This window comes from Brevundimonas sp. CEF1 (genome assembly GCF_051353055.1).
Classification (GTDB): domain Bacteria; phylum Pseudomonadota; class Alphaproteobacteria; order Caulobacterales; family Caulobacteraceae; genus Brevundimonas.
This window is the reverse complement of record NZ_CP195593.1, coordinates 1877589-1898468: the sequence shown is the minus strand read 5'-3', so window position 1 is coordinate 1898468 and position 20880 is coordinate 1877589. Positions and strand designations below refer to the sequence as shown.

At 66.8% G+C, this 20880-nt stretch carries 20 protein-coding genes; 11 read left to right on the top strand and 9 right to left on the bottom strand.

Translation table 11 applies throughout. From position 1 onward, the window contains the following. Window positions 1-52 precede the first annotated feature (52 nt). From bamA to ACR9FL_RS09760, 8 genes are all read left to right on the top strand, one after another. Window positions 53-2449 carry an outer membrane protein assembly factor BamA gene (bamA, locus tag ACR9FL_RS09795; RefSeq protein ID WP_296173714.1) on the top strand — a complete coding sequence of 799 codons (2397 nt, stop codon included), beginning with the start codon at window positions 53-55 and terminating at the stop codon, window positions 2447-2449. A 32-nt stretch (window positions 2450-2481) separates the two neighbouring features. Continuing rightward, window positions 2482-3066, top strand: coding sequence for an OmpH family outer membrane protein (locus ACR9FL_RS09790; RefSeq protein WP_296173716.1), 585 nt, complete (start codon window positions 2482-2484; stop codon window positions 3064-3066). 8 nt (window positions 3067-3074) lie between these two features. After that, window positions 3075-4094 (top strand): UDP-3-O-(3-hydroxymyristoyl)glucosamine N-acyltransferase, encoded by a 1020-nt coding sequence (gene lpxD / locus ACR9FL_RS09785; protein WP_436355474.1) that lies wholly within the window; start codon window positions 3075-3077, stop codon window positions 4092-4094. Next, window positions 4091-4555 (top strand): 3-hydroxyacyl-ACP dehydratase FabZ, encoded by a 465-nt coding sequence (gene fabZ / locus ACR9FL_RS09780; protein ID WP_025977361.1) that lies wholly within the window; start codon window positions 4091-4093, stop codon window positions 4553-4555. The genes lpxD and fabZ overlap by 4 nt, the downstream gene beginning before the upstream one ends. Next, complete coding sequence (gene lpxA, locus ACR9FL_RS09775) at window positions 4552-5352, top strand: acyl-ACP--UDP-N-acetylglucosamine O-acyltransferase (RefSeq protein ID WP_436355473.1); 801 nt, start codon at window positions 4552-4554, stop codon at window positions 5350-5352. Before fabZ ends, lpxA begins: the two co-directional genes overlap by 4 nt. Next, window positions 5349-6194, top strand: coding sequence for a UDP-2,3-diacylglucosamine diphosphatase (gene lpxI, locus ACR9FL_RS09770; protein ID WP_436355472.1), 846 nt, complete (start codon window positions 5349-5351; stop codon window positions 6192-6194). The genes lpxA and lpxI overlap by 4 nt, the downstream gene beginning before the upstream one ends. Continuing rightward, entirely contained in the window at window positions 6191-7357 is a 1167-nt protein-coding gene (lpxB, locus tag ACR9FL_RS09765) for a lipid-A-disaccharide synthase (protein ID WP_436355471.1), read from the top strand. The genes lpxI and lpxB overlap by 4 nt, the downstream gene beginning before the upstream one ends. A 109-nt stretch (window positions 7358-7466) precedes the next feature. Then, a complete protein-coding gene (locus ACR9FL_RS09760; protein WP_436355470.1) occupies window positions 7467-8072 on the top strand; it encodes an HAD-IA family hydrolase in 606 nt (201 codons plus the stop codon). A 21-nt stretch (window positions 8073-8093) separates the two neighbouring features. Here ACR9FL_RS09760 and ACR9FL_RS09755 read toward each other — a convergent pair whose 3' ends face one another. The 3 genes from ACR9FL_RS09755 to gltX form a co-directional block, all read right to left on the bottom strand. Further along, entirely contained in the window at window positions 8094-8267 is a 174-nt protein-coding gene (locus ACR9FL_RS09755; RefSeq protein WP_296173729.1) for a hypothetical protein, read from the bottom strand. 149 nt (window positions 8268-8416) lie between these two features. Then, window positions 8417-9718, bottom strand: a complete 1302-nt coding sequence (gltA, locus tag ACR9FL_RS09750; protein WP_296173730.1) for a citrate synthase — start codon at window positions 9716-9718, stop codon at window positions 8417-8419. Between the two features lie 65 nt (window positions 9719-9783). Then, entirely contained in the window at window positions 9784-11199 is a 1416-nt protein-coding gene (gltX, locus tag ACR9FL_RS09745; protein ID WP_296173731.1) for a glutamate--tRNA ligase, read from the bottom strand. Window positions 11200-11395: 196 nt separating this feature from the next. Here gltX and ACR9FL_RS09740 point away from each other — a divergent pair, with 196 nt between their 5' ends. Then, on the top strand, window positions 11396-13366 hold the full coding sequence (locus ACR9FL_RS09740; protein WP_436355469.1) for a ComEC/Rec2 family competence protein: 1971 nt from the start codon (window positions 11396-11398) through the stop codon (window positions 13364-13366). On the opposite strand, the gene lexA is transcribed toward ACR9FL_RS09740, so the two are convergent. Continuing rightward, window positions 13347-14039: a transcriptional repressor LexA gene (lexA, locus tag ACR9FL_RS09735; protein WP_296173734.1), complete on the bottom strand. Its 693-nt coding sequence runs from the start codon at window positions 14037-14039 to the stop codon at window positions 13347-13349. The two genes, ACR9FL_RS09740 and lexA, sit on opposite strands and share 20 nt — an antisense overlap. 127 nt (window positions 14040-14166) lie before the next feature. Here lexA and ACR9FL_RS09730 point away from each other — a divergent pair, with 127 nt between their 5' ends. Continuing rightward, window positions 14167-14616, top strand: coding sequence for a WapI family immunity protein (locus ACR9FL_RS09730; RefSeq protein ID WP_296173736.1), 450 nt, complete (start codon window positions 14167-14169; stop codon window positions 14614-14616). A 46-nt stretch (window positions 14617-14662) separates the two neighbouring features. On the opposite strand, the gene trpC is transcribed toward ACR9FL_RS09730, so the two are convergent. The 3 genes from trpC to ACR9FL_RS09715 are packed head-to-tail and all read right to left on the bottom strand — an operon-like array spanning window position 14663 to window position 17089. Then, window positions 14663-15460 (bottom strand): indole-3-glycerol phosphate synthase TrpC, encoded by a 798-nt coding sequence (gene trpC / locus ACR9FL_RS09725; RefSeq protein WP_436355468.1) that lies wholly within the window; start codon window positions 15458-15460, stop codon window positions 14663-14665. Next, on the bottom strand, window positions 15457-16494 hold the full coding sequence (trpD, locus tag ACR9FL_RS09720) for an anthranilate phosphoribosyltransferase (protein WP_436355467.1): 1038 nt from the start codon (window positions 16492-16494) through the stop codon (window positions 15457-15459). The genes trpC and trpD overlap by 4 nt, the downstream gene beginning before the upstream one ends. 4 nt (window positions 16495-16498) lie before the next feature. Next, window positions 16499-17089: an anthranilate synthase component II gene (locus tag ACR9FL_RS09715; protein WP_296173742.1), complete on the bottom strand. Its 591-nt coding sequence runs from the start codon at window positions 17087-17089 to the stop codon at window positions 16499-16501. A gap of 109 nt (window positions 17090-17198) precedes the next feature. Between ACR9FL_RS09715 and ACR9FL_RS09710 the strand changes: the two genes are divergently transcribed. After that, the gene (locus ACR9FL_RS09710) at window positions 17199-17387 is read left to right on the top strand and encodes a hypothetical protein (protein ID WP_207821525.1); all 189 of its coding nucleotides are present in this window, start codon (window positions 17199-17201) and stop codon (window positions 17385-17387) included. Here the strand turns inward: ACR9FL_RS09710 and trpE are convergent. After that, complete coding sequence (trpE, locus tag ACR9FL_RS09705; protein WP_436355466.1) at window positions 17384-18940, bottom strand: anthranilate synthase component I; 1557 nt, start codon at window positions 18938-18940, stop codon at window positions 17384-17386. The genes ACR9FL_RS09710 and trpE overlap by 4 nt on opposite strands. Then, complete coding sequence (locus ACR9FL_RS09700) at window positions 18937-20871, bottom strand: peptidyl-prolyl cis-trans isomerase (protein ID WP_436355465.1); 1935 nt, start codon at window positions 20869-20871, stop codon at window positions 18937-18939. The genes trpE and ACR9FL_RS09700 overlap by 4 nt, the downstream gene beginning before the upstream one ends. Between the last annotated feature and the right edge of the window lie 9 nt (window positions 20872-20880).

The following is a 20880-nucleotide window of genomic DNA, read 5'->3' as shown; positions in this document are numbered from 1 at the left end:
CCGACGCCAGCCCCCGATGGTTCCCCGAATGATTCAGAACGACAGTCGCCTCATGATCCGAACCCGTGGCCGTATTCTTGGTCCCAGCGCATTGGCGCTGGCCGTCGCCGCCGGCCTGGCCGGCCCGGCCCTGGCGCAGACGGCGCCTGCCGCACCGGCGGCCGCTCCGCAGGACCCTCAGGTGGTCGTGACGGCTCCGGCCGAGGATCGTGCTGTCGTGAATCGGATCATGGTGCGCGGCAATCAGCGCATCGATCAGACCACGGTCCTGTCCTATCTGCCGATCCAGCCGGGCGACACCATCGACGCGGCGACGATCGACGTCGCGGTTCGCACGCTGTCGCGCACGGGCCTGTTCGCGAACGTGCAACTGGGCATCCAGCCGAACGGGGACCTGATCGTCGAGATCGCGGAAAACCCGATTATCAATCAGGTCACGTTCGAGGGTAACAAGGCGCTCGCCCAGAAGAAGCTTCAGGACGAAGTCACGATCAAGCCGCGCGGCATCTATACCCGCGCCCGCGTTCAGGAAGACGTCGGCAAGATCGTTGAATTGTACCGCCTGTCGGGCCGCATCTCGGCCACCGTGACGCCCAAGCTGGTGCAACTCGACCAGAACCGCGTGGACGTCGTCTTCGAGATCGACGAAGGGCCGGAGACGGGCGTCGCCGCCATCACCTTCCTGGGCAATACGGCCTTCTCGGACAGCGATCTGCGCGATGTGATGGTCACCAAGGAATCCAGCTGGTGGCGCCTGTTCAGCTCCAACGACAACTACGACCCGAACCGTCTGGACTACGACCGCGAGCAACTGCGGAAGTTCTACACGAACCGCGGCTATTATGATTTCCGCATCCTGTCGTCGGTGGCCGAACTGAAGCCGGACAACAGCGCGTTCGGCATGACGCTGACCCTGGATGAAGGCGACCGTTACAACTTCGGCGAGGTCAAGGTCGTCACCGAGAGCGACCGCCTGAACGCGGACTTCCTGACGCGCCTGCTGCCCATCCGTTCGGGCGATCTCTATGAGAGCGACCGGATCGAGAATGCGGTCGACACCCTGACGTTCGCGGCAGGCTCGGCCGGCTACGCCTTCGTCGAGATCAACCCGACCTACAAGGCTAATCCCGACACGGACACGATCGACGTCACCTTCAATGTGAAGGAAGGCCAGCGCGTCTATATCGACCGGATCAATGTGGTCGGGAACACGCGGACTCTGGACACGGTGATCCGCCGTGAGCTGATGGTGGGCGAAGGCGACGCCTTCAACCGCTCCCTGGTCGAGCGCTCGCGCAACAATCTGCGGGGCCTGGGCTTCTTCAAGGACGTCAAGATCGAGGAGACGCGCGGCAGCGCCCCCGACCGTTCGGTCGTCAACGTCATGGTCGAGGAGCAACCCACCGGCGAACTGTCCGTTGGCGCAGGCTTCAGCTCGGTCGACTCCTTCGTGCTGAACCTGGGCATCACCGAGCGGAACTTCCGCGGACGGGGCCAGAACGTGGTGGCGCGCGCCGAATGGGGCTCGCTGCGTCAACAGATCGACTTCCGCTTCACCGAGCCGAAATTCCTGGGGCGTGACCTGCGCGCCGGCTTCGATCTGTTCCACACGCGCTACGATCTGAGCGAATATTCGTCCTACGACTATCGTTCGACCGGCGGCGGCCTGCGCCTCAGCTATCCGCTGAACGGCTATTCGTCCTTCAGCGTGCGCTACTTCCTGAAGTCCGACGAAGTCATCATCCCTTCGGGCTATTGCAACGGCACCGGCTCGTCGGCGCTCTGCGATCAGGCCGGTTCGTTCCTGAACTCGTCGGCGGGCTATACGCTGATGGTCAATCGGACGAATGACCCGGTTCGCCCGACGCGTGGCTGGTCTGCCTCCTTGCGTCAGGACTTCGCCGGCATCGGCGGTGACGTGAACTACCTGAAGACCGAGGCCGACGCCTCCTGGTACTATGGCATCACGCCGAAATGGGTGGTCAGCCTGCAGGGTTCGACGGGCTATGTGTCGGGCTGGAACGGCGATCCGATCCGCATCAACGACCGCTTCTTCAAGGGCGGCAACTCCTTCCGCGGCTTCGAAACCGCTGGTATGGGCGCGCGAGATCTGACCACGACCGACGCCCTCGGCGGCAACTTCTACGCCATCGGCACGGTTGAACTGACGGTGCCGAACTATCTGCCTGACGAGTACGGCATCAAGACCTCGCTGTTCGCCGATGTCGGCACCCTGGGCATGCTGGACGACCGTTATCTGGTCAACTCCACCACGGGCGTGCCCAATCCGAACATCGTCGATAATCTGGCGCTTCGCGCCGCCGCGGGTCTCAGCATCCACTGGCGCTCGCCAATGGGGCCGATCCGCTTCGATCTGTCCAAGGTTCTGTCCAAGGAAGACTACGACAAGACCGAGACCTTCCGCTTCTCCACCTCGACCCAGTTCTAACTGCAGCCTTCCTGTCTGCTCAAAGGTTCAAGATGAAACTGTTTGCCATCGGCGCTTTCGCCATCGCTTCGCTCGCCGCTTCGTCGGCTCTGGCTCAAGCCCAGGGCCCGGCTAACCCTGGTCCGGTGATCCCGGGCGTCTGCGTCTATTTCAACCAGCAGGCGCTGGCCCAGTCGACCGTCGGCCAGGCTGTGCAGACGCGCATGGAGCAACTGGCGCAGGAAGTTCAGGGCGAGATCGCCCCTTACGCCACGCAACTGCAGACCGAGTATCAGGCCCTGCAGGCTGGCGCCTCGACCATCCCGGCTGACCAGATGAACCAGCGCCGCCAAGCCCTGCAACAGCGTGCTCAGGAAGCTCAGCAGCTGGAACAGACCCGCGACGGCGAGCTGCGCTACACCTTGGCGGAGCAACGTCGGAAGATTTCGGAAGCCATCGAGCCGATCCTGGTCGCCGTCTATCAGGAAAAGGGCTGCGGCATCCTGGTCGATCGTGAGAGCGTCTTCATCATGAACCCGGCCATGGACGTGACGCCGCTGGTCATCCAGCGCCTGAACACGGCCCTGCCGACGCTCAGCTTCAACCGCATGCCGGTTCCGGCTCAGCCGCAGTCGTAAGGCGGGCCATGCCCGATCCGAGGTTCTTTGAGACCCTGTCGCCCCTGACGGTCGCCGCCCTCGCCGAGCACATCGGCGGGGAGGTGGTCCGGGGCGGCGAAGTCGTCATCTCGGCCGTTGCGCCCCTGTCCAGTGCGGACCGGGGCGCGATTGCGTTTATGGGCGATCGCAAGTTCGCCGCCGCCCTGGCGGAAACCCAGGCCGGTTGCGTGATCGTGCCGGCCTCGGCCGTCGATCTGGCGCCGGCCGGCGTCGCCGTCATCGTCTCGGGCGAGGCCCAGGCTTCGTGGGCGCGGGCTTCGGCCCTGCTGCATCGGCCCGTCCGTCTGGAGCGCGCCATCACGGCCGCCGAGGCCGCCGAGGACGACACCGTGGTGGTCGAGCCGGGCGCCATCCTGGGCGAGGGCGTTCGCATCGGTCGCGGCAGCCGCATCGGCGCCAACACCGTCGTCGGGCCGGGCGTCCAGATCGGTCGCGACTGCCTGATCAGCTCCAATGTCACCATCGGTTTCGCCCTGTTGGGTGATCGGGTGAAGCTGCTGGCCGGGGCGCGCATCGGCGAGGCGGGCTTCGGCGCCGCCGGGTCCAGGACCGGGCCGGTGGACATTCCGCAACTGGGTCGCGTCATCCTGCAGGACGGGGTCACGATCGGGGCCAACTCCTGCATCGACCGGGGCGCCTATGACGACACGGTCATCGGCGAGAACACCAAGATCGATAACCTGGTCATGATCGGCCACAACTGCGTCATCGGGCGCAACAACCTGATGGCGGCGCACACCGGCATCTCGGGCTCGGTCACCAGCGGCGACAACTGCATCTTCGGCGGTCGGGCGGGTGTGGGCGACCACATCACCATCGGCGAGGGCGCGCGCGTCGCGGCCGGCGGCGGCGTCCTTGCCGATATTCCGCCAGGCGAGATCTGGTCCGGCTATCCCGCCAAGCCGCTTCGCCAATTCTTGCGCGAGACGGTGTGGCTGTCCAAACAGGCGTCCCAGAAGAAGGGCGCGAAGGAATCGAAAGAATGAGCGAAGACAACAAGATCGACTACGCCGAGGTGATGCGTCGCCTGCCGCACCGCTATCCCTTCCTGCTGGTCGACAAGGCCGAGGACTTCGTGGCGGCGACCTCCATCGTCGGCATCAAGAACGTCACCCATAACGAGCCCTTCTTCCCCGGCCACTTCCCGATCGATCCGGTCATGCCGGGCGTCCTGATCGTCGAGGCCATGGCTCAGACGGGCGCCCTGCTGATGTCCAAGTCGCTGGACGTCGCGGTGGCCGACAAGGTCATCATGTTCATGTCGATCGACGGTGTGCGCTTCCGCAAGCCGGCCCGTCCGGGCGACCAGCTGCGCATGGAGGTCAAGGTGATCCGCGCGCGCGGCGACGCCTACAAGTTCCGCGGCGAGACCTTCATCGACGGCAAACTGGCCGCCGAGGCCGAGTTCATGGCCATGGTCGTGACCGTGGCGGAGCCGGCTCAGTGACCATCCACCCGACCGCCGTCGTCGACGCCACGGCCCAGATCGCCGACGGCGTCGTGATCGGCCCCTGGTGCATCGTCGGCCCGGGCGTGACCCTGGCCGAGGGCGTCAGGCTGGTCAGCCATGTCGTGGTCCAGCAGGACACCAGCGTCGGCGCGCGGACGGTGATCCACCCCTTCGCCGTCATCGGCGGCGATCCGCAGCACAACGGCTACAAGGGCGAGACGGTCCGGCTGGAGATCGGCTCGGACAACGTCATCCGCGAGCACGCCACCTTCAATCGGGGCACGCCGCCCCATGCTGGAGTGGGGACGGGCGTGACGCGCGTCGGCTCGAACAGCCTGTTCATGACCGGCGCCCACGTCGGCCACGACTGCGTGGTCGGCGACAATGTCGTCATGGCCAACAACGCCACTCTGGGCGGTCACGCCCAGGTCGGGGACAAGGTCTTCCTGGGCGGCCTGTGCGCCGTGCACCAGAACGGCCGGGTGGGGCAGGGCGCCATCGTCGGCGGTCTGGCCGCCGTGACGCGCGACGTCATCCCCTACGGCTCGGCCTGGGGCAATCACGCCAGCCTGCACGGCCTCAACCTGATCGGGCTGAAGCGCAAGGGCTATGGCAAGGACGCGGTGCGCCGCCTGCTGGCCGCCTATCGCGACCTGTTCGAGGGCGAAGGCGTCTTCGCCGAACGTCTGAATCGGGTCGAGGCGACCTATGCCGACCTGCCCGAGATCATGGAGATCGTCGCCTTCATCCGCGACGGCGCCAAACGGCCGCTCTGCCTGCCGGGCAAGGAATGAGGCTGAAGGTGGGGCCCAAGCTGGGTCTGATCGCCGGGGGCGGCGACCTGCCGGCCCGTATCGCGGCGCGGTGCGAGGCCGAGGGCCGCGCGGTCTTCATCATCCGTCTGGCCGGCTTCGCCGACGACCATCTCGTGCGCTGGCCGGGCGCCGAGTTCGGCATGGCCGAGATCGGCCGCATCCTGAAGACGATGAAGGCCGAGGGCTGCGAGGCTGTCTGCCTGGCCGGCTATGTGAACCGGCCCGACTTCAAGACGCTGAAGCCCGACTTCAAGGGCGCGACCCTGCTGCCCGGCATCGTGGCGGCGGCGACCAAGGGCGACGACGCCCTGTTGCGCAAGATCCTGTCGGTGTTCGAGGCCGAGGGCTATGCGGTCGAGGGCGCTGACGACATTCTGGGCGGCGAGGCCCTTGTGGCGGGCGCGCTCGGCGCCGTGTCGCCAACGGCGGAGCAACTGTCGGACCTGAAGAAGGCGCTGCACGTCGCTGAAAAATCCGGCGAACTGGATATTGGCCAGGGCGCGGTCGTCTGCGATGGTCTGGTACTGGCGGTCGAGGCGCAGGAAGGCACGGACGAGATGCTGCGCCGTGTGGCGGGCCTGCCAGCCGACCTGCGTGGTGCGCCCGGCGCGCTGAAGGGCGCGCTGGGCAAGGCGCCCAAGCCGATCCAGGATCTGCGTGTGGACATGCCTGTCATTGGGCCACGCACGGTCGAACTGGCCGCCGCCGCCGGGCTGGCGGGCATCGGCGGTTTCGCCGGGCGGCTGATCATCATCGACCACGAAGCCTTGGTCGAAGCGGCGGACCGGCTGGGCCTGTTCGTCTGGGGCGTGGAAAGATGAGCCGTCCGTTGAAGATCATGCTGGTCGCCGCCGAGGCCTCGGGCGACGCCCTGGGCGCCGGGCTGGCGCGGGCGTTGAAGACGCGTCTGGGGACGGATGTCGCCTTCGTCGGCGTCGGCGGACCCAAGATGGCGGCCGAGGGCGTCGTCAGCCCGTTCGACATCGCCGAACTGTCCATCCTGGGCTGGATCGAAGGGCTGAAGGCCTATGGTCTGGTCAAGCGACGGGTGGCCGACACGGTCGAACTGGCCAGGGCTGAACGCCCTGACGCCGTCGTCCTGATCGACAGCTGGGGCTTCACGATCCGCGTGGCCAAGGCGCTGCGCGAGGTTCTGCCAGGCGTGCCGCTGATCAAGTATGTCGGGCCGCAGGTCTGGGCCTCGCGCCCCGGTCGGGCCAAGACCCTGGCCGCCAGCGTCGATCACCTGCTGTCGCTCTACAGCTTTGACGCGCCGTGGTTCGAGCGCGAGGGCCTGCCGACGACGGTAGTGGGCTCACAGGCCCTGCATGTGGACATGGGTAGCGCAGACGGCGCCCGGTTCCGCGCCGCTCGCGGGATCGCCGCAGACGCGCCCCTGCTGCTGGTCCTGCCGGGAAGTCGGCCTAGCGAGATCACCCGCATGACGCCCGTCTTCGAGGCCACGGTGAAGCGGTTGAAGGCGGCGAACCCGTCACTCGAAATCGCCGTGGTCGCCGCCGGCACGGTCGCCGCCGATGTGGCCGGCCGCGTCGCCGCCTGGCCCTTCCGCGCCCATCTGGTGCAGGAAGCCGACAAGTACGACGCCATGAAGGCCGCCAACGTCGCCCTGGCCACCAGCGGCACGGTCTCGACCGAACTGGCCCTGGCGGGCACCCCCATGGTCATCGCCTACAAGATCGACGGCCTGTCCTATCTGCTGATGAAGAACCTGGTGACGGCCAAGCACATCACCCTGTTCAACATCGCCGCCGACGACCGCATCGCCCCCGAGTTCATCCAGAACGACGCCACGCCCGAGATGCTGACCGAGGCGGTCGGGCGGCTGTTGGCCGACCCGCAGGCGGCGGCTGATCAGGCCGCGCGCCAGACGGCGGCGTTGGACCTGATGGGGCGCGGCGGGCCTGATCCGTCCGAGTTGGCGGCGGACGCTGTGCTGCGCGTGATCGCCGCTCGAAGGGGCTGATAGGCGCAGTCTTCGCGCCGCGACTGAATCACGTCTGGTTGGACCCGTTGTGGCCAGGTTTCAAATCAGCAGAATGGCGCCTTCTCTGGTGGGAGGGGCTACGACTCTGATGAAACCGGCCGTGTTGATGGTGGATGTCGATGGCGTGGTGATCCGTCACCCCGACCCATCGGGATGGTCCGCTCGCATTGAGGAGGAATTGGGTGTTCCGCGCCTGGCGCTGCAAGCTCGCTTCTTCAAAACGTGCTGGGACGACGTCGTTCATGGCCGCGCAGCACTTCGGGACCGATTGGCGCCCGTGCTTGCGGAAATCGCACCGCATGTCAGCTGCGATCAGTTGATCAGCTATTGGTTTGAAGGCGACGCTCACCTGGATGCGGCCCTGTTGACCCAACTTGCTGAGGTTCGGGGGGCAGGAGTTTCGTTGCACCTGGCGACCGTTCAGGAGCACGAGCGCGCGTCCTACCTGTGGAATAGGCTCAGGCTTCGCGACCTATTCGATGACATGCATTATGCCGCACAGCTTGGCGTTTCGAAGCCGTCTCAAGATTTCTACGCGGCGGTGGAGCAGCGCGTGGCTCTGCCCGCGTCCGCTATCGCCTTCATCGACGACACCGAGAGAAACGTCGAAGCCGCGCGCGCGCGCGGCTGGCGTGCGGCGCTCTGGACACCCGGCGCTACACTCAGCAGTCTCATTTCCGAACTGACTGGCTAGCCGTAACGTCCGCCCTGCCGCCTAGCGCGTCATCCAGGGCTTGTTTGAGCCGGACTTGACGGTGATCGACTTGTCGCGCTGCAGGCCGCCCTTCTGGGGCGGGCCGGACCGGGCTTTCAGCGCGGCCTGTTTCAGGCGCAGCGCGCGTTGGGCCGGGGTTTCGGCGGCGGGGGCGTCGTCGTTGTGGTCGCTCATGGTCGTTTCCTAGCACAGCGGAGCCGCCTCGGCGGCGTGTTTTCCGAGAACAAAAAACGCCGGAGCTTTCGCCCCGGCGTTTTTCATTCTTGGTGGGCTGCGGTCAAAAGGCTTCGCCTTTTCGACCCGACGCAGCCCGAGACACGGCCTTAGCCGCGCTGTTCGATCGGCACGTAGTCGCGTTGCGTCGGACCGGTGTAGAGCTGACGCGGGCGACCGATCTTCTGCGAGGGGTCGGCCATCATTTCCTGCCACTGCGAGATCCAGCCCACGGTGCGGGCCAGGGCGAACAGGACGGTGAACATGGTGGTCGGGAAGCCCATCGCCGACAGGGTGATGCCCGAGTAGAAGTCGACGTTCGGGAACAGCTTGCGCGAGGTGAAGTACTCGTCCGAGAGGGCGACCTTTTCCAATTCCTTAGCGACCTGGAACAGCGGGTCGTTCTCGCGGCCCGTGGCGGCCAGCACTTCATAGGCCGACTGCTGCATGACCTTGGCGCGCGGGTCATAGTTCTTGTACACGCGGTGGCCGAAGCCCATCAGCTTGTACTTCTTGTCTTTAACGCCCTGAATGAACTCAGGAATGCGGTCCGGCGTACCGATTTCCTTGAGCATGTTCAGCGCCTCTTCGTTGGCGCCGCCGTGCGACGGGCCCCACAGGCAGGCGATGCCGGCGGCGATACAGGCGAACGGGTTGGCGCCCGACGAACCGGCCAGGCGGACGGTCGAGGTCGAGGCGTTCTGCTCGTGGTCGGCGTGCAGGGTGAAGATGCGGTCCATGGCGCGGACCAGGGCCGGATCGACCACGTAGTCCTCGGCCGGAACGGCGAAGCACATGCGCAGGAAGTTCTCGGCGTACGACAGGTCGTTGCGCGGCGAGATGAAGGGCTGGCCGATGTGGTACTTGTAGGCGCGCGCCGCGATGGTCGGCATCTTGGCGATCAAGCGGATGGCCGAGATGTCGCGTTGCACCGGATCATGGATGTCCAGGCTGTCGTGGTAGAAGGCCGACAGGGCGCCGACGGTGCCGACCATGATCGACATGGGGTGGGCGTCGCGGCGGAAACCCTCAAAGAAGCGATCAAACTGCGCATGCAACATGGTGTGCATGGTGATGCTGTTTTCGAACTTCTCGTATTGAGCGGCGGTCGGCAGCTCGCCGTGCAGCAGCAGGTGGCAAACTTCGATGAAGTTGGACTTCTCGGCCAGCTGGTCGATGGGATAGCCGCGGTGCAGCAGGACGCCTTCGTCACCATCGATGAAGGTCAGGGCGCTTTCGCAGGCCGCCGTCGAGGTGAAGCCGGGGTCGAAGGTGAAGGCGCCGGTCGCGCCATACAGCTTGCGGATGTCGATGACGTCCGGTCCGGTGGAGCCCGCGAGGACAGGAAGTTCGACGTTTTTGTCGCCGTAGGTGAAGGTCGCCGTGCCGGCGGGTTTCGCTTGTTCAGTCATCTAGGCCCCTTATTTTTCTTCGGGCCGGGCGCGGGGAGGCGTCCAGCCTGCATGGTTATGGGTGTTCACTTAGTCTGTTGCAGCGCATCATCCAAGCGCCCCAGACCTTCGTCGCGTCCCAGGGCGGCAAGAATTCTCGCAATGTCCGGGGATACCGACCCACCGGTCAGAGCGCCGCGCATGGAAGGTCCAATTTTTCCGAAGCCTACGCCTTCTTCCTCAGCGAACGCCTTAAGCTCGGCCTCAAGGGCGAAAACGTCCCAGCTCTGGAAAAGACGAAGTCGTTCACGGAGTCGTGAAATTCTTTCGCCGCCTTCGCCGGTCAGCAAACCACGGGTTTTCTCGTCCAGAGCGAGCGGGCGGGCCTTCAGCACGAACTCCGTCTGGGCGGCCAGTTCCACGATGGTCTTGGCGCGATCCTTGACGAAAGGCATGGCGCGCAGCAGGCGAGCCTCGTCGTCGGGCTGCAGGGCGCGGCCCTTGGCCAGGTGGGCGTCCAGCGTCAGTTTGGCCAGACGGTCATCCTCGGCCAGGCGAATCCAGTGGGCGTTGACGTGGGCCAGCTTGTCGAAGTCGAGGCGGGCCGGCGCCTTGCCGATGCCGGGCAGGTCGAACCATTCGATGGCCTGCTCGTCGCTGAACAGTTCGTGGTCGCCGTGGGCCCAGCCCAGACGCGCCAGATAGTTGCGCATGGCCTCGGGCAGATAGCCCATCTCGGCGTATTCATGCACGGCCTGGGCGCCGTGACGCTTGCTGAGCTTGGCGCCGTCGGGGCCGTGGATCAGCGGGATATGGGCGAAGGTCGGCCGGGCCCAGCCCAGGGCGTCATAGATCAGGCTCTGGCGGGCGGCGTTGTTCAGGTGATCGTCGCCACGAATGACGTGGGTCACGCCCATGTCGTGATCGTCCACCACCACAGCCAGGTTGTAGGTCGGGGCGCCGTCCGAGCGGACGATGACCAGGTCGTCCAGCGACGAGGATTCCCAGCGCACGCTGCCCTGCACCGCGTCATCGACCGTCACCGCCTGATCCAGCGGGCGACGAAAACGGATGGTGGAGGGCTTGGCCAGGTCATCGACGGTCGGCTCGCGGTCGCGCCAGGGCGAGACGAAGTCGCGGCCCTCGGCCTTGGCCTGATCACGCAGGGCGTTGGTTTCGTCGGCGCTCAGGAAGTCGCGATAGGCATGCCCGGAGGCCAGCAGCTGTTCGGCGACCTCGCGATGGCGGTCGGCGCGGGCGAACTGGAAGACCGGCTCCTCGTCGCCGAACAGCTCCAGCCAGGACAGGCCGTCGAAGATGGCTTTTACGGCATCATCGGTCGAACGCTCGCGGTCCGTGTCCTCGACGCGGATCAGGAACTTCCCGCCCCGGCTCTTGGCGTAGAGCCAGTTGAATAACGCGGTTCTCGCCCCGCCGATATGCAGGTAGCCTGTGGGCGAGGGGGCGAAGCGGGTGACGACAGTCGAGGAGGGGGAGGTCATTCAGGAGGGGTCCGTTGCGGAGGCCCTTATACGCCCGCGCGCGCCAAAGCGAAGCCTTGCCTTAAGGCTTCTTGATGGAGTGCGCGATGAAGTTGCGGATCAGACGGATCGTTGGCGCCTTTGGGCGCCGGTCTTCTTTGGCGGCGGATGCGCGATCTATTTCGCCTTGAGGGCCGAGCCAGTTGGTTGGCCGCTGATGCTGGCAGCGGTGCTGACAGGCGGGGCCTGGCTGGCGGGACGACGGTTCGGTTTGGCGCGGCGCTGGACCTTGTTGCTGCTCATGCTGGCCTGTCTGTGCGGCGGGGCGGCGGTGGCCAAGCTGCGGACCGAGGCGGTCGGCGGGCCGATCGCGCCGGCTCTGGCCGAGCCGACCGTGGTCGAGGCCTGGGTCATGGATGTCGACAGTTCTGGCGAGCGCGGCGCGCGAATCGTCGTGGCGCCGGTACGGATCAGGGGGCTGGCGCCTGAGGCGACGCCGGTGCGGCTGCGGGCCACGGTGCGGGGCGAACCGCCGGCGCCGGGGACGGCGGTGCGGCTCTACGGCATTCTGAATCCGCCGCCGGCGCCGGCCAGTCCGGGGGCCTATGACTTTGGCCGCAACGCCTATTTTCAGGGGATGGGCGGGACGTTGTTTGCTCTGGGCCAGACGCGACCCACGGTCCTGCCCGAGCCGCCGTGGCGGGTGCGGCTGGCGATGAAGATCAATGCGGCCCGCTATGCTCTGGCGCAGAGGATCGTGGCGCGGCTGGGCGAGCGGACGGGCGGAATCGCCGCCGCCATGACCACGGGACATGAGACCTGGATCGGGCGCGAGGATCTGGACGCCATGCGCGATTCCGGGCTGGCGCACATCCTGTCGATCTCGGGCCTGCATATGGCCATCGTCGGGGGCTTTGTCTTCTTCGGGGTTCGGCTGGGCGTGGCGGCCTGGCCGTGGCTGGCGCTGCGGGTGTCGGGCAAGAAGGTGGCGGCGGTCGCGGGGCTCATCGCCGTGGGGACCTATCTGGTGGTGTCGGGGGCGCCGCCGCCGGCTGAGCGTGCGGCGATTACGGCCTCCATCGCCTTTGTCGCCATCCTGCTGGATCGTCAGGCGGTGACCATGCACGCCCTGGCGGTGGCGGCTTTCGCGGTTCTGTTGCTGCAACCCGAGGCCATCGTCACGCCAGGGTTCCAGATGTCGTTCGCGGCGACAGCGGCTCTGGTGGCTCTGGCCGAGGTCTGGCCCCGTCGGATCAAGGAGATTTCCGCGCCCTGGCCCATCGTGGCGGCGCAGAGGCTGGGCAGTTGGCTGCTGGTGGCCTGCACCGCCAGTCTGGTCGCGGGCATGGCGACGGGACCCTTCGCCATGCAGCATTTCAACCGGACCGCCGTCTATGGCCTGATAGCCAATCTGGCCACTTCGCCGATCGCAGACTTCATGTTGATGCCGGCGCTGGCCCTGGGCGCGGCGCTGGAGCCGCTGGGGTTGGGCGCGCCCTTTCTGTGGCTGGCGGGCAAGGGCGTCGACCTGATGCTGGCCATCGGCCACTGGACGGCGGGGTTGCCGGGGGCGGTGCGGACCATCGCCAGCGCGCCGGCGGCGGCCCTGCCGGTCGCCTTCCTGGGCATCCTGTTCATCTGCCTGTGGCGCGGGCGGTTGCGCTGGCTGGGCCTGCCGCTGGCGGCGGCGGTGCTGATCTGGCCACGTCCGGCGGCGCCCGACCTGTGGATCGGCGACGGCGGGACCAATGCGGCCTGGCGACAGGATGAGGCGGCGGTCGTGGTGCGGCCCGGCGTGCGTCAGTTCGCAGCGGACCTGTGGTCGCGGCGGCGCGGGCTGGAGCTGACGCCGAGGCCGGAGGAGGGCTGGACCTGCAAGCGGTCCTTCTGCGCGCCGGAAGCGGCTGGGCCGGTCGCCCTGTGGTGGGGCAAGAAGGCCCCGTCGGTAGAGCAGTTGGATGTGATGTGCCGGTCGGCGTCGGTCGTCAGCAGCCGGGCCGAGCTGGCGTCCTTGCCGTCATCATGCGCGAACCGGCTCGTGCTGGACGGCGTGGACTATGGGCGCGGCGGCTCGGTCGAACTGTGGCGGGTGGGTGCGAGCTGGAAGGCGGTGTGGGCGGCCGACGTGAGGGGGCAGAGGCCCTGGACGCGTCAGGCTGATCCCGATTTCAGTGATAGCGGCGGATGAGACCGACCAGCTTGCCCTGAACCGCGACCTGATCCGAGCCGTAGATCTTGGTTTCGTAGTTGCGGTTGGCGGGTTCCAGCGCGATGGAGGCGCCCTTTTTACGCAGGCGCTTCAGCGTCGCCTGTTCGCCCTCGACCAGGGCCACCACGATCTCGCCGGACGAGGCGTCGGCGGTCGATTTGATGATGACCATGTCGCCATTTAGGATGCCGGCCTCGATCATCGAGTCGCCCTCGATTTCGAGCAGATAGTGTTCGCCCGCGCCGAGCATGGCCTCCGGCACCGGGTAGCGGGCGGTTTCGTGCTCGATGGCGTCGATGGGGGTGCCGGCTGCGATCTTGCCCATCAGGGCCAGTTCGCGGCTGTCGTTGGCCGGTTCAACCGTCTTGGGACGACCGCCGCCCTCGATCACGCCGGGCTTGAAGCCCGCATGGCCGCGCGGCGCGCCGGCCGTGGCCTGTTCCGGCAGCTTGGTCACTTCTAGCGCGCGGGCGCGGTGGGCCAGGCGGCGGATGAAGCCGCGCTCCTCCAGCGCCGTGATCAGACGGTGGATGCCCGACTTGGACGCCAGATCCAGCGCCTCCTTCATCTCGTCGAAGGAGGGCGAGACGCCCGTTTCCTGAATCCGTTCGTGAATGAACATCAGGAGTTCGTGCTGCTTCTTGGTGAGCATGGGCGCAAGGCTTCCAGAACAAGGCGTGAACCGTTGTCGATGTTCTGTAAGTGTTCTTGCTGAATGTCAACTCGGCCGGTCGAAGGCGGACGTTTGCCGATACGGCCCCGCGCGCTAGGCTCTCAACATGACCGAAGCTTTCGCTGATGATGACGAACCGGACCTGAAGCTGGGCGGGCTTTCCCTTTGGGCTGAATCCCGCGAGCGACCCAATGATGATGACTATTGGGACGGCAACTGGCTCATTATTCGCGCGAGGGTCGAAGCTCCCGGCTCGTCAGTGGAGTTCAGAGGGCCTTGGCTGCGCACCGACGAAATTGCTTCTTTCCTCGCCGAAGTTGAAGCCATGTCGAAGGATTTGCGGGGGAAGGCGGCACTGGCCCCCATCGAACCGGCTATCAAAGCAACGCTTGAGATGGGCTCGTTGGGGCAAATCGCGGTCTATGTCGAAGCCACACCCGATCATATTGAGCAGCGGCACTCATTCCACTTCGGGTTCGACCAATCCTACCTTCCTGAGATCATTCGCAGTTGCCGCAAAATTCTCCTGAGATTTCCCATCAAAGGCTCACGCTAAGGGCGCGATTGCGGACATTTCCTGCTGAGCCGATCCCCGATCGGGACTAGCTCAACGACAGCAGGGCCTTGGTCGCGGCTTCCACATTGTCCTGACGCATCAGGCTTTCACCGACGAGGATGGCCTGGGCGTGGGCGTGGGCGACGCGCTGGACGTCGTCGGGGGTGAAGATGCCGCTTTCGGCCACCAGCAGGGCTTTGACCGGGCTGAGCATGGACAGGCGCTCGGTGGCGTCGAGGTCGACCTCGAAGGTGCGAAGGCTGCGGTTGTTGATGCCGACCAGATCGCCGCCCAGCTTGCAGGCGCGGGCCATTTCGGCCTCGTCGTGGGTCTCGATCAGGGCGTCCATGCCGAAACGCTCGGCCTCGGCCAGCAGGTCGGCGGCCAGGGCGTCGTCGATCATGGCCAGGATGATGAGGATGCAGTCGGCGCCCAGGGCGCGGCTCTCGGCCACCTGCCAGGGATCGACCAGGAAGTCCTTGCGCAGGCAGGGCAGGGCGACCGCGTCGCGCGCGGCGGCCAGGAAGGCGTCGTCGCCCTGGAAGCTGGGGCCGTCGGTCAGGATCGACAGGCAGGAGGCGCCGCCGCGCTCATAGGCTTTGGCCAGGGCGGGCGGGTCGAAGTCGGCGCGGATCAGGCCCTTGGACGGGCTGGCCTTCTTGATCTCGGCGATCAGGGCCGGGCGGCCGGTGTCCTCGGCCCTGCGTTCCAGAGCGGCGCGGAAGCCGCGCGGGGCTGAGGCTTCACGGGCGAGGGCCTCGATGGCGTCTTGAGAGGTCGCAAGCTTGCGGGCGGCCACGTCGTCGCGCTTGTAGGCGGCGATCTTCGCCAGAACGTCGGTCATGCGGCCTCGTCAGGTTCGATAGGGGTGTTGGTGACGCGTACCAGGGTTTCCAGCGCTCGGGCGGCCCGACCGTCGTCGATGACGGCGGCGGCCAGGTCTGCGCCTTCACGCAGGTCAGCGGCGCGGTCGGCCACGATCAGGGCGGCGGCGGCGTTCAGAACGACGATGTCGCGATAGGGACCGGGCTCGCCGGCCAGCAGGGCCATCAGAGCTGCCGCGTTATACTCGGCGTCGCCGCCGCGCAGGTCGTCCAGCGTCGCCATAGGCAGGCCGGCGTCGGCGGGGGTGACGGTGAAGCGGCGGACGGCGCCGTCCTTCCACTCGGCCACCTCGGTCGAGCCCGTGGTGGTCAGTTCGTCCAGACCCTGACCGTGGACGGTCCAGGCGCGGCGGGCGCCGAGACGGCCTAGAACCTCGGCCAGGGGCTCCAGCAGGGCGGGATCATAGACGCCCATGACCTGACGGTTCGCATGGGCCGGATTACAAAGCGGCCCCAGAAGGTTGAAAACCGTGCGGAAACCGATCTCGGCGCGCACCGGACCGACGTGGCGCATGGCCCCGTGATAGGTGGGGGCGAACAGGAAGGCGATGCCGGCCTGATCCAGGGCGCGGGCCTGTTGCGGGATGGTGGCGTCGAGGTTGACGCCCAGCGCTGCCAGAACGTCGGAGGAGCCGGACTTGGAGCTGATGGCGCGGTTGCCGTGCTTGGCGACCTTGAGCCCGGCGCCCGCCAGAACGAAGGCGGCGGCGGTCGAGACGTTATAGGTGTGCTGGCCGTCGCCGCCGGTGCCGCAGGTGTCGATCACCTCGTCGAACGGATGATCCAGCGACAGGGCGGCGTCGCGCATGGCCGAGGCGAAGGCGACAATCTCGTCCACCGTCTCGCCGCGGATACGCAGGGCGGTGACGGCGGCGGCGACCTGGGACGGGGTCGGCTCGCCGCGCAGGCAGGCGGAGAAGAAGGCGTGGGCTTCGTCCTGCGTCAGGACGCGCCCGTCCACCAGCTTGCCCAGCAGAGGCTTGAAACCGTCCATGGCGTCAGACCATCGCCAGTCGTTTGACGCCCGCCAAATCGAGGAAGTTGGCGATCATGTCGTGGCCGTGCTCGGTGGCGATGGATTCCGGGTGGAACTGCACGCCATGGATCGGCCGGGTGCGGTGGGCCAGACCCATGATCTCGCCATCGGCCGTCCAGGCGGTGACTTCCAGCTCATCCGGCAGGGTTTCGCGACGCACGGCCAGGGAGTGGTAGCGGGTGGCGGTGAAGGGCGAGGGCAGGCCCTTGAACAGGCTGCGGCCCTCATGCTCGATCGGCGAGGTCTTGCCATGCATCAGGGTCTTGGCGCGGATGACGTCGCCGCCGAAGGCCTGACCAATGGCCTGATGGCCCAGGCAGACGCCGAAGATCGGCATGTCCAACGGCGCGGTCGTGATCAGGGGCAGGCAGATGCCGGCCTGATCGGGATCGCACGGACCGGGCGACAGCAGCACGGCCTCGGGCTTCAGCGCCCAGGCTTCTTCGACCGTCAGGTCGTCGTTGCGGACGACATGCGTCTGGGCGCCCAACTCCGCGAGGTAGTGGACGAGGTTGTAGGTAAAGCTGTCGTAGTTATCGACGACGAGGATCATGGCAGGTTTCTTAGGACGGGAGGGAGGGCGCGCCAAGCGAAGGCGGACTGAAAGCGGACGTTAAGCTGTCCGCGCGATAAAGGAGCATCGCCATCGGAAGAAATCCGTCTTGACCCGCTTAGAAGCCATCCGCGACGCCCAGGCCCTGCTCAATGAGCCGGCCACAGAGCAACCCAAGCCGCTGCGCCTGCTGGCGGCGGCCGCCTTCGCCGCCACAGCGGCGGTGATGCTGGCGGGGACCATGGTCGTGGGCCCCGGCGTGTCGTTCGACCAGGGTTCCACGGTTTCCAATCCTTAGATCTTGCCGTCGGCGCCCAGGTTCGCGGCGCCTTGGCCGCGAGTGGTCGCGGTGAATCGCCACGCGTCCTCGGCCGCCTTCATCGGAGCGCGGGCCTTGGCCAGGGTTTCGGCATATTCGGCGGCAGGGTCGCTGTCGGCGACGACGCCGGCGCCGGCCTGAACGAAGATCTTGTCTTTAGCGAACATGGCTGTGCGCAGGACGATGCAGATGTCCGCCTCGCCATTGGCCGAGATATAGCCCACGCCGCCGCCGTAGCCGACGCCGCGCTTCTCGGTCTCCAGTTCGTCGATGATCTCCATGGCGCGGAACTTGGGCGCGCCCGACAGGGTGCCGGCGGGCAGGGCGGCCAGAAGCGTGTCCACAGCGTCCAGTTTGGGATCAGCGGCGCCGTGCACGTTCGAGACGATGTGCATGACCTGGCTGTAGCGTTCGACGACGAAGCTTTCCGTCACCTCGACCGTACCGGGCGATGAAACGCGGCCCACGTCGTTGCGCCCCAGATCGAGCAGCATCAGGTGTTCGGCGCGTTCCTTGGGATCGGCCAGGAGTTCGGCTTCCAGCGCCTTGTCCTGTTCGGGCGTGGCGCCGCGCGGACGGGTGCCGGCCAGGGGGCGGATGGTGACGCGGCCGTCCTTCAGCCGGACCAGGATTTCCGGGCTGGAGCCGGCCAGCTGGAAATCAACGTAGTCGAGGAAGAAGAGATAGGGCGACGGATTGCCGCGACGGAGCGACCGATAGAAGGCGAAGGGGTCCTGGCTCCACGGCGCCGAGAAGCGGTGCGCCAGCACGACCTGGAAGATGTCGCCGGCGGTGATGTAGTCCTTGGCCTTGGCGACCATGGCGTCGAAACCGGCGGCGTCGACGGGCGAGCGGAAGTCGGGGGAGGGAACCGGCTCGGCTTCACGCTGGATCGGCAGGGGGCTGCGCAGGCGGTCCTCGAAGTCATCGAGGCGGGCGATGGCGGCGCTGAAGGCCGTGTCCGCGTCGGCGCCGCTGTCGGGATAGGCGGCGGCGATCAGGACGATCTCGTGCTTCACCGAGTCGAAGATGGCCACCAGCGACGGGCGGGCCATGACGGCGTCGGGCAGGTTCAGCGGATCGGGATTGGCCGGCCCCAGCGGCTCCAGAAGGCGCACCATGTCGTAGCCGAAGACGCCGAACAGGCCGGCGGCCATGGGCGGCAGGTCGTCGGGCAGATCGAAACGGGTGGCAGCGATCAGGGCGCGCAGGGACTCCAGCGCGGGCCGGTCTTCGGCCGTGAAGCGGTCGGCCAGAACCGCCTCGCCGCGCGCCATCTCGGCTTTGCCGTCACGGCAGCGCCAGACGACGTCGGGGGCCAGGGTGACGATCGAGTAGCGGCCGTTGACCGCGCCGCCTTCGACCGACTCCAGCAGGCTGGCGTAGGGCCGACCGTGCCCGACCTTGAGGAAGGCCGAGACGGGCGTCTCCAGGTCGTCGATCAAGCGGCGAACGACGACCTGGGGGCGGCCTGAGGTCAGGCCAGAGACAAACGCCGTGCGTTCAGCTTCCTGTCCAACGCCTGCGCTCATTTCTTGGCGGGCGCAGGGGCGGCCGGAGCCGCGGGAGCGGCGGCCGGGGCTTCGATGCCCAGGGCGGTGATGGCGGCGGCAGGGTCGTTCTTGGCTTTCACGCGGGCGGCGGCGGCGTTGAAGCTTTGCTCGACCATGGCGTTGGCCATCGCCTGGGTCAGGCGTGGACGAACCTGTTCAACCAGCGGGGCGGCCAGAGCGGGGACGGCGCCGTGGATGGCGTCGACATGGCCCACCACGAAGCTGTTGGCCGACTGGGCGCCGGTAAAGACCTGACCCTTGCCCTGGCCGAACAGACCGCGAAGGACGCCTTCGCCTAGTTCGGTCTGGCTGGCCTGGCTCTGCTGAACGCCGGCGCGGGTCGACAGTTGAGCGCCGGCCGAGGCGGCCACCTTGGCGATGTCCTCGCCGGCGCGAATGCGACCGGCCAACTCTTCCGCCTTGGCCGACAGACGGCGGGCGTTTTCACGCAGGGTCCATTGCTGAGCCAAGGGCGCTCGGACTTCAGCCAGGGTGGGCAGGGAGGCCGGACGAATGTCATCGACGCGGACCGCGAAATACTGGCCTTCACCGGCGTCGATGATGTCGCTCTCGCCGCCCTTGGAGAGGGCGTAGGCCGACTCGAAGATCTGACGCGGAGCGTTCAGCGGCTGACCATCGGGCAGACGACCATCGGCGGTGAAGGGCGGCAGTTGCACCAGACGGGCGCCGACAGCCTGAGCGGCGTCGGCCATGTTCTTGCCTTCCTGACGCGCCTTTTCGTACTGCTCGACCTTGGCGTAGGTCGCGCCCTTCACGTCTTCGGCGCGCAGTTCGTCGATCAGGGCGCTGCGGACGCTTTCCAGGGTGGCGGGGGCGCCGGCGGTGACGCTGGCCACCTTGGCGACCGTAAAGCCGACGCGGCTCTGGATCGGGTTGGAGACCTGGTTGGCGGACAGGCCGAAGACGGCGGCGCCGACGGCCGGGTCGCCCAGGGCGCTTTGCGGCGTGTCGTTATAGGTTGCGGCCTCGATCTTGTTGGCGGCGGCGACTTCGGCAGGGGTTTTGCCGGCGCGCAGCTCGGCGGCGATGCGGTCCGCGGCGTCCTTGGTCGGAACCGTCAGCGTCACGAAAGTGCGCTTCTCGGGATTGGTCAGGGCGGCTTTGCGGAACTCGAAACGTTCGCGAATGCGCTCCTCGGTGATCGGTGCTGCCTGGCTGTTCGGGGCCGGGTTGAACAGCGCGATCGAGATCATGCGGAATTCAGGGCGGCGCAGCTGAGCGGCGTTTTCGTTCAAGAAGGCGGTCAGCTGAGCATCAGTGGGGGCGGGCGCGGAACCGGCCATCGCCTGGGTCACGGTGAACCAGCGGCCATCGCGCGTTTCCAAGGCCTGTCCGGCGAGCAGGGCGCCGTAGATGCGGGGGACGCGCGCGCCGGCGAAGACGGCGGCGCCGAACTGGCTGGCGACGTATTGATCGCGCAGGTCCTGCTCCAGCATTTCCGACGTCATGCCTTGCTCGGCCAGGGCCTGTTCATAGCGGTCCTGATCGAACTGGCCCGACACCTGGTTGAAGAAGGCGGGGATCTGGCGGATCTGCTTCAGCACCAGTTCCTTGCCAGGACGGATGCCGGCGTTCCAGGCCCAGGCCAGGAAGCCCAGACGCTGCGTCTGGCTGTCCAGATACTGGGTGTGGATGTTCTCCTTGACCATGTCGTCGAACGACACGGGGCGGCTGGCCTGCTCTTGTAGGTTGGCGCGAACGCGCTCGAAGTCAGCACGGAAGCGGGGGCCGTCGACGCTGCGCTCACCGGCGTCGATCACATGCTTCGGGCCGAAGCTGGAGAAGACATCGGTTTGCGAGCCGCCTACGATCAGGAAGCTGAGGATGATCAAGGCGAACAGGCCCGCAGCCCATTTCGACTTGGAGAAGTTGCGGAACAGCGTGATCATCGAGACAAG

What these genes read in the sequence shown, in the direction of transcription:
- bamA (WP_296173714.1), top strand. Translation starts at nt 53, where the DNA reads ATGATCCGAACCCGTGGCCGTATTCTTGGTCCCAGCGCATTGGCGCTG.
- ACR9FL_RS09790 (WP_296173716.1), top strand. Translation starts at nt 2,482, where the DNA reads ATGAAACTGTTTGCCATCGGCGCTTTCGCCATCGCTTCGCTCGCCGCT.
- lpxD (WP_436355474.1), top strand. Translation starts at nt 3,075, where the DNA reads ATGCCCGATCCGAGGTTCTTTGAGACCCTGTCGCCCCTGACGGTCGCC.
- fabZ (WP_025977361.1), top strand. Translation starts at nt 4,091, where the DNA reads ATGAGCGAAGACAACAAGATCGACTACGCCGAGGTGATGCGTCGCCTG.
- lpxI (WP_436355472.1), top strand. Translation starts at nt 5,349, where the DNA reads ATGAGGCTGAAGGTGGGGCCCAAGCTGGGTCTGATCGCCGGGGGCGGC.
- lpxB (WP_436355471.1), top strand. Translation starts at nt 6,191, where the DNA reads ATGAGCCGTCCGTTGAAGATCATGCTGGTCGCCGCCGAGGCCTCGGGC.
- ACR9FL_RS09760 (WP_436355470.1), top strand. Translation starts at nt 7,467, where the DNA reads ATGAAACCGGCCGTGTTGATGGTGGATGTCGATGGCGTGGTGATCCGT.
- ACR9FL_RS09755 (WP_296173729.1), bottom strand. Translation starts at nt 8,267, where the DNA reads ATGAGCGACCACAACGACGACGCCCCCGCCGCCGAAACCCCGGCCCAA.
- gltA (WP_296173730.1), bottom strand. Translation starts at nt 9,718, where the DNA reads ATGACTGAACAAGCGAAACCCGCCGGCACGGCGACCTTCACCTACGGC.
- gltX (WP_296173731.1), bottom strand. Translation starts at nt 11,199, where the DNA reads ATGACCTCCCCCTCCTCGACTGTCGTCACCCGCTTCGCCCCCTCGCCC.
- ACR9FL_RS09740 (WP_436355469.1), top strand. Translation starts at nt 11,396, where the DNA reads ATGCTGGCAGCGGTGCTGACAGGCGGGGCCTGGCTGGCGGGACGACGG.
- lexA (WP_296173734.1), bottom strand. Translation starts at nt 14,039, where the DNA reads ATGCTCACCAAGAAGCAGCACGAACTCCTGATGTTCATTCACGAACGG.
- ACR9FL_RS09730 (WP_296173736.1), top strand. Translation starts at nt 14,167, where the DNA reads ATGACCGAAGCTTTCGCTGATGATGACGAACCGGACCTGAAGCTGGGC.
- trpC (WP_436355468.1), bottom strand. Translation starts at nt 15,460, where the DNA reads ATGACCGACGTTCTGGCGAAGATCGCCGCCTACAAGCGCGACGACGTG.
- trpD (WP_436355467.1), bottom strand. Translation starts at nt 16,494, where the DNA reads ATGGACGGTTTCAAGCCTCTGCTGGGCAAGCTGGTGGACGGGCGCGTC.
- ACR9FL_RS09715 (WP_296173742.1), bottom strand. Translation starts at nt 17,089, where the DNA reads ATGATCCTCGTCGTCGATAACTACGACAGCTTTACCTACAACCTCGTC.
- trpE (WP_436355466.1), bottom strand. Translation starts at nt 18,940, where the DNA reads ATGAGCGCAGGCGTTGGACAGGAAGCTGAACGCACGGCGTTTGTCTCT.
- ACR9FL_RS09700 (WP_436355465.1), bottom strand. Translation starts at nt 20,871, where the DNA reads ATGATCACGCTGTTCCGCAACTTCTCCAAGTCGAAATGGGCTGCGGGC.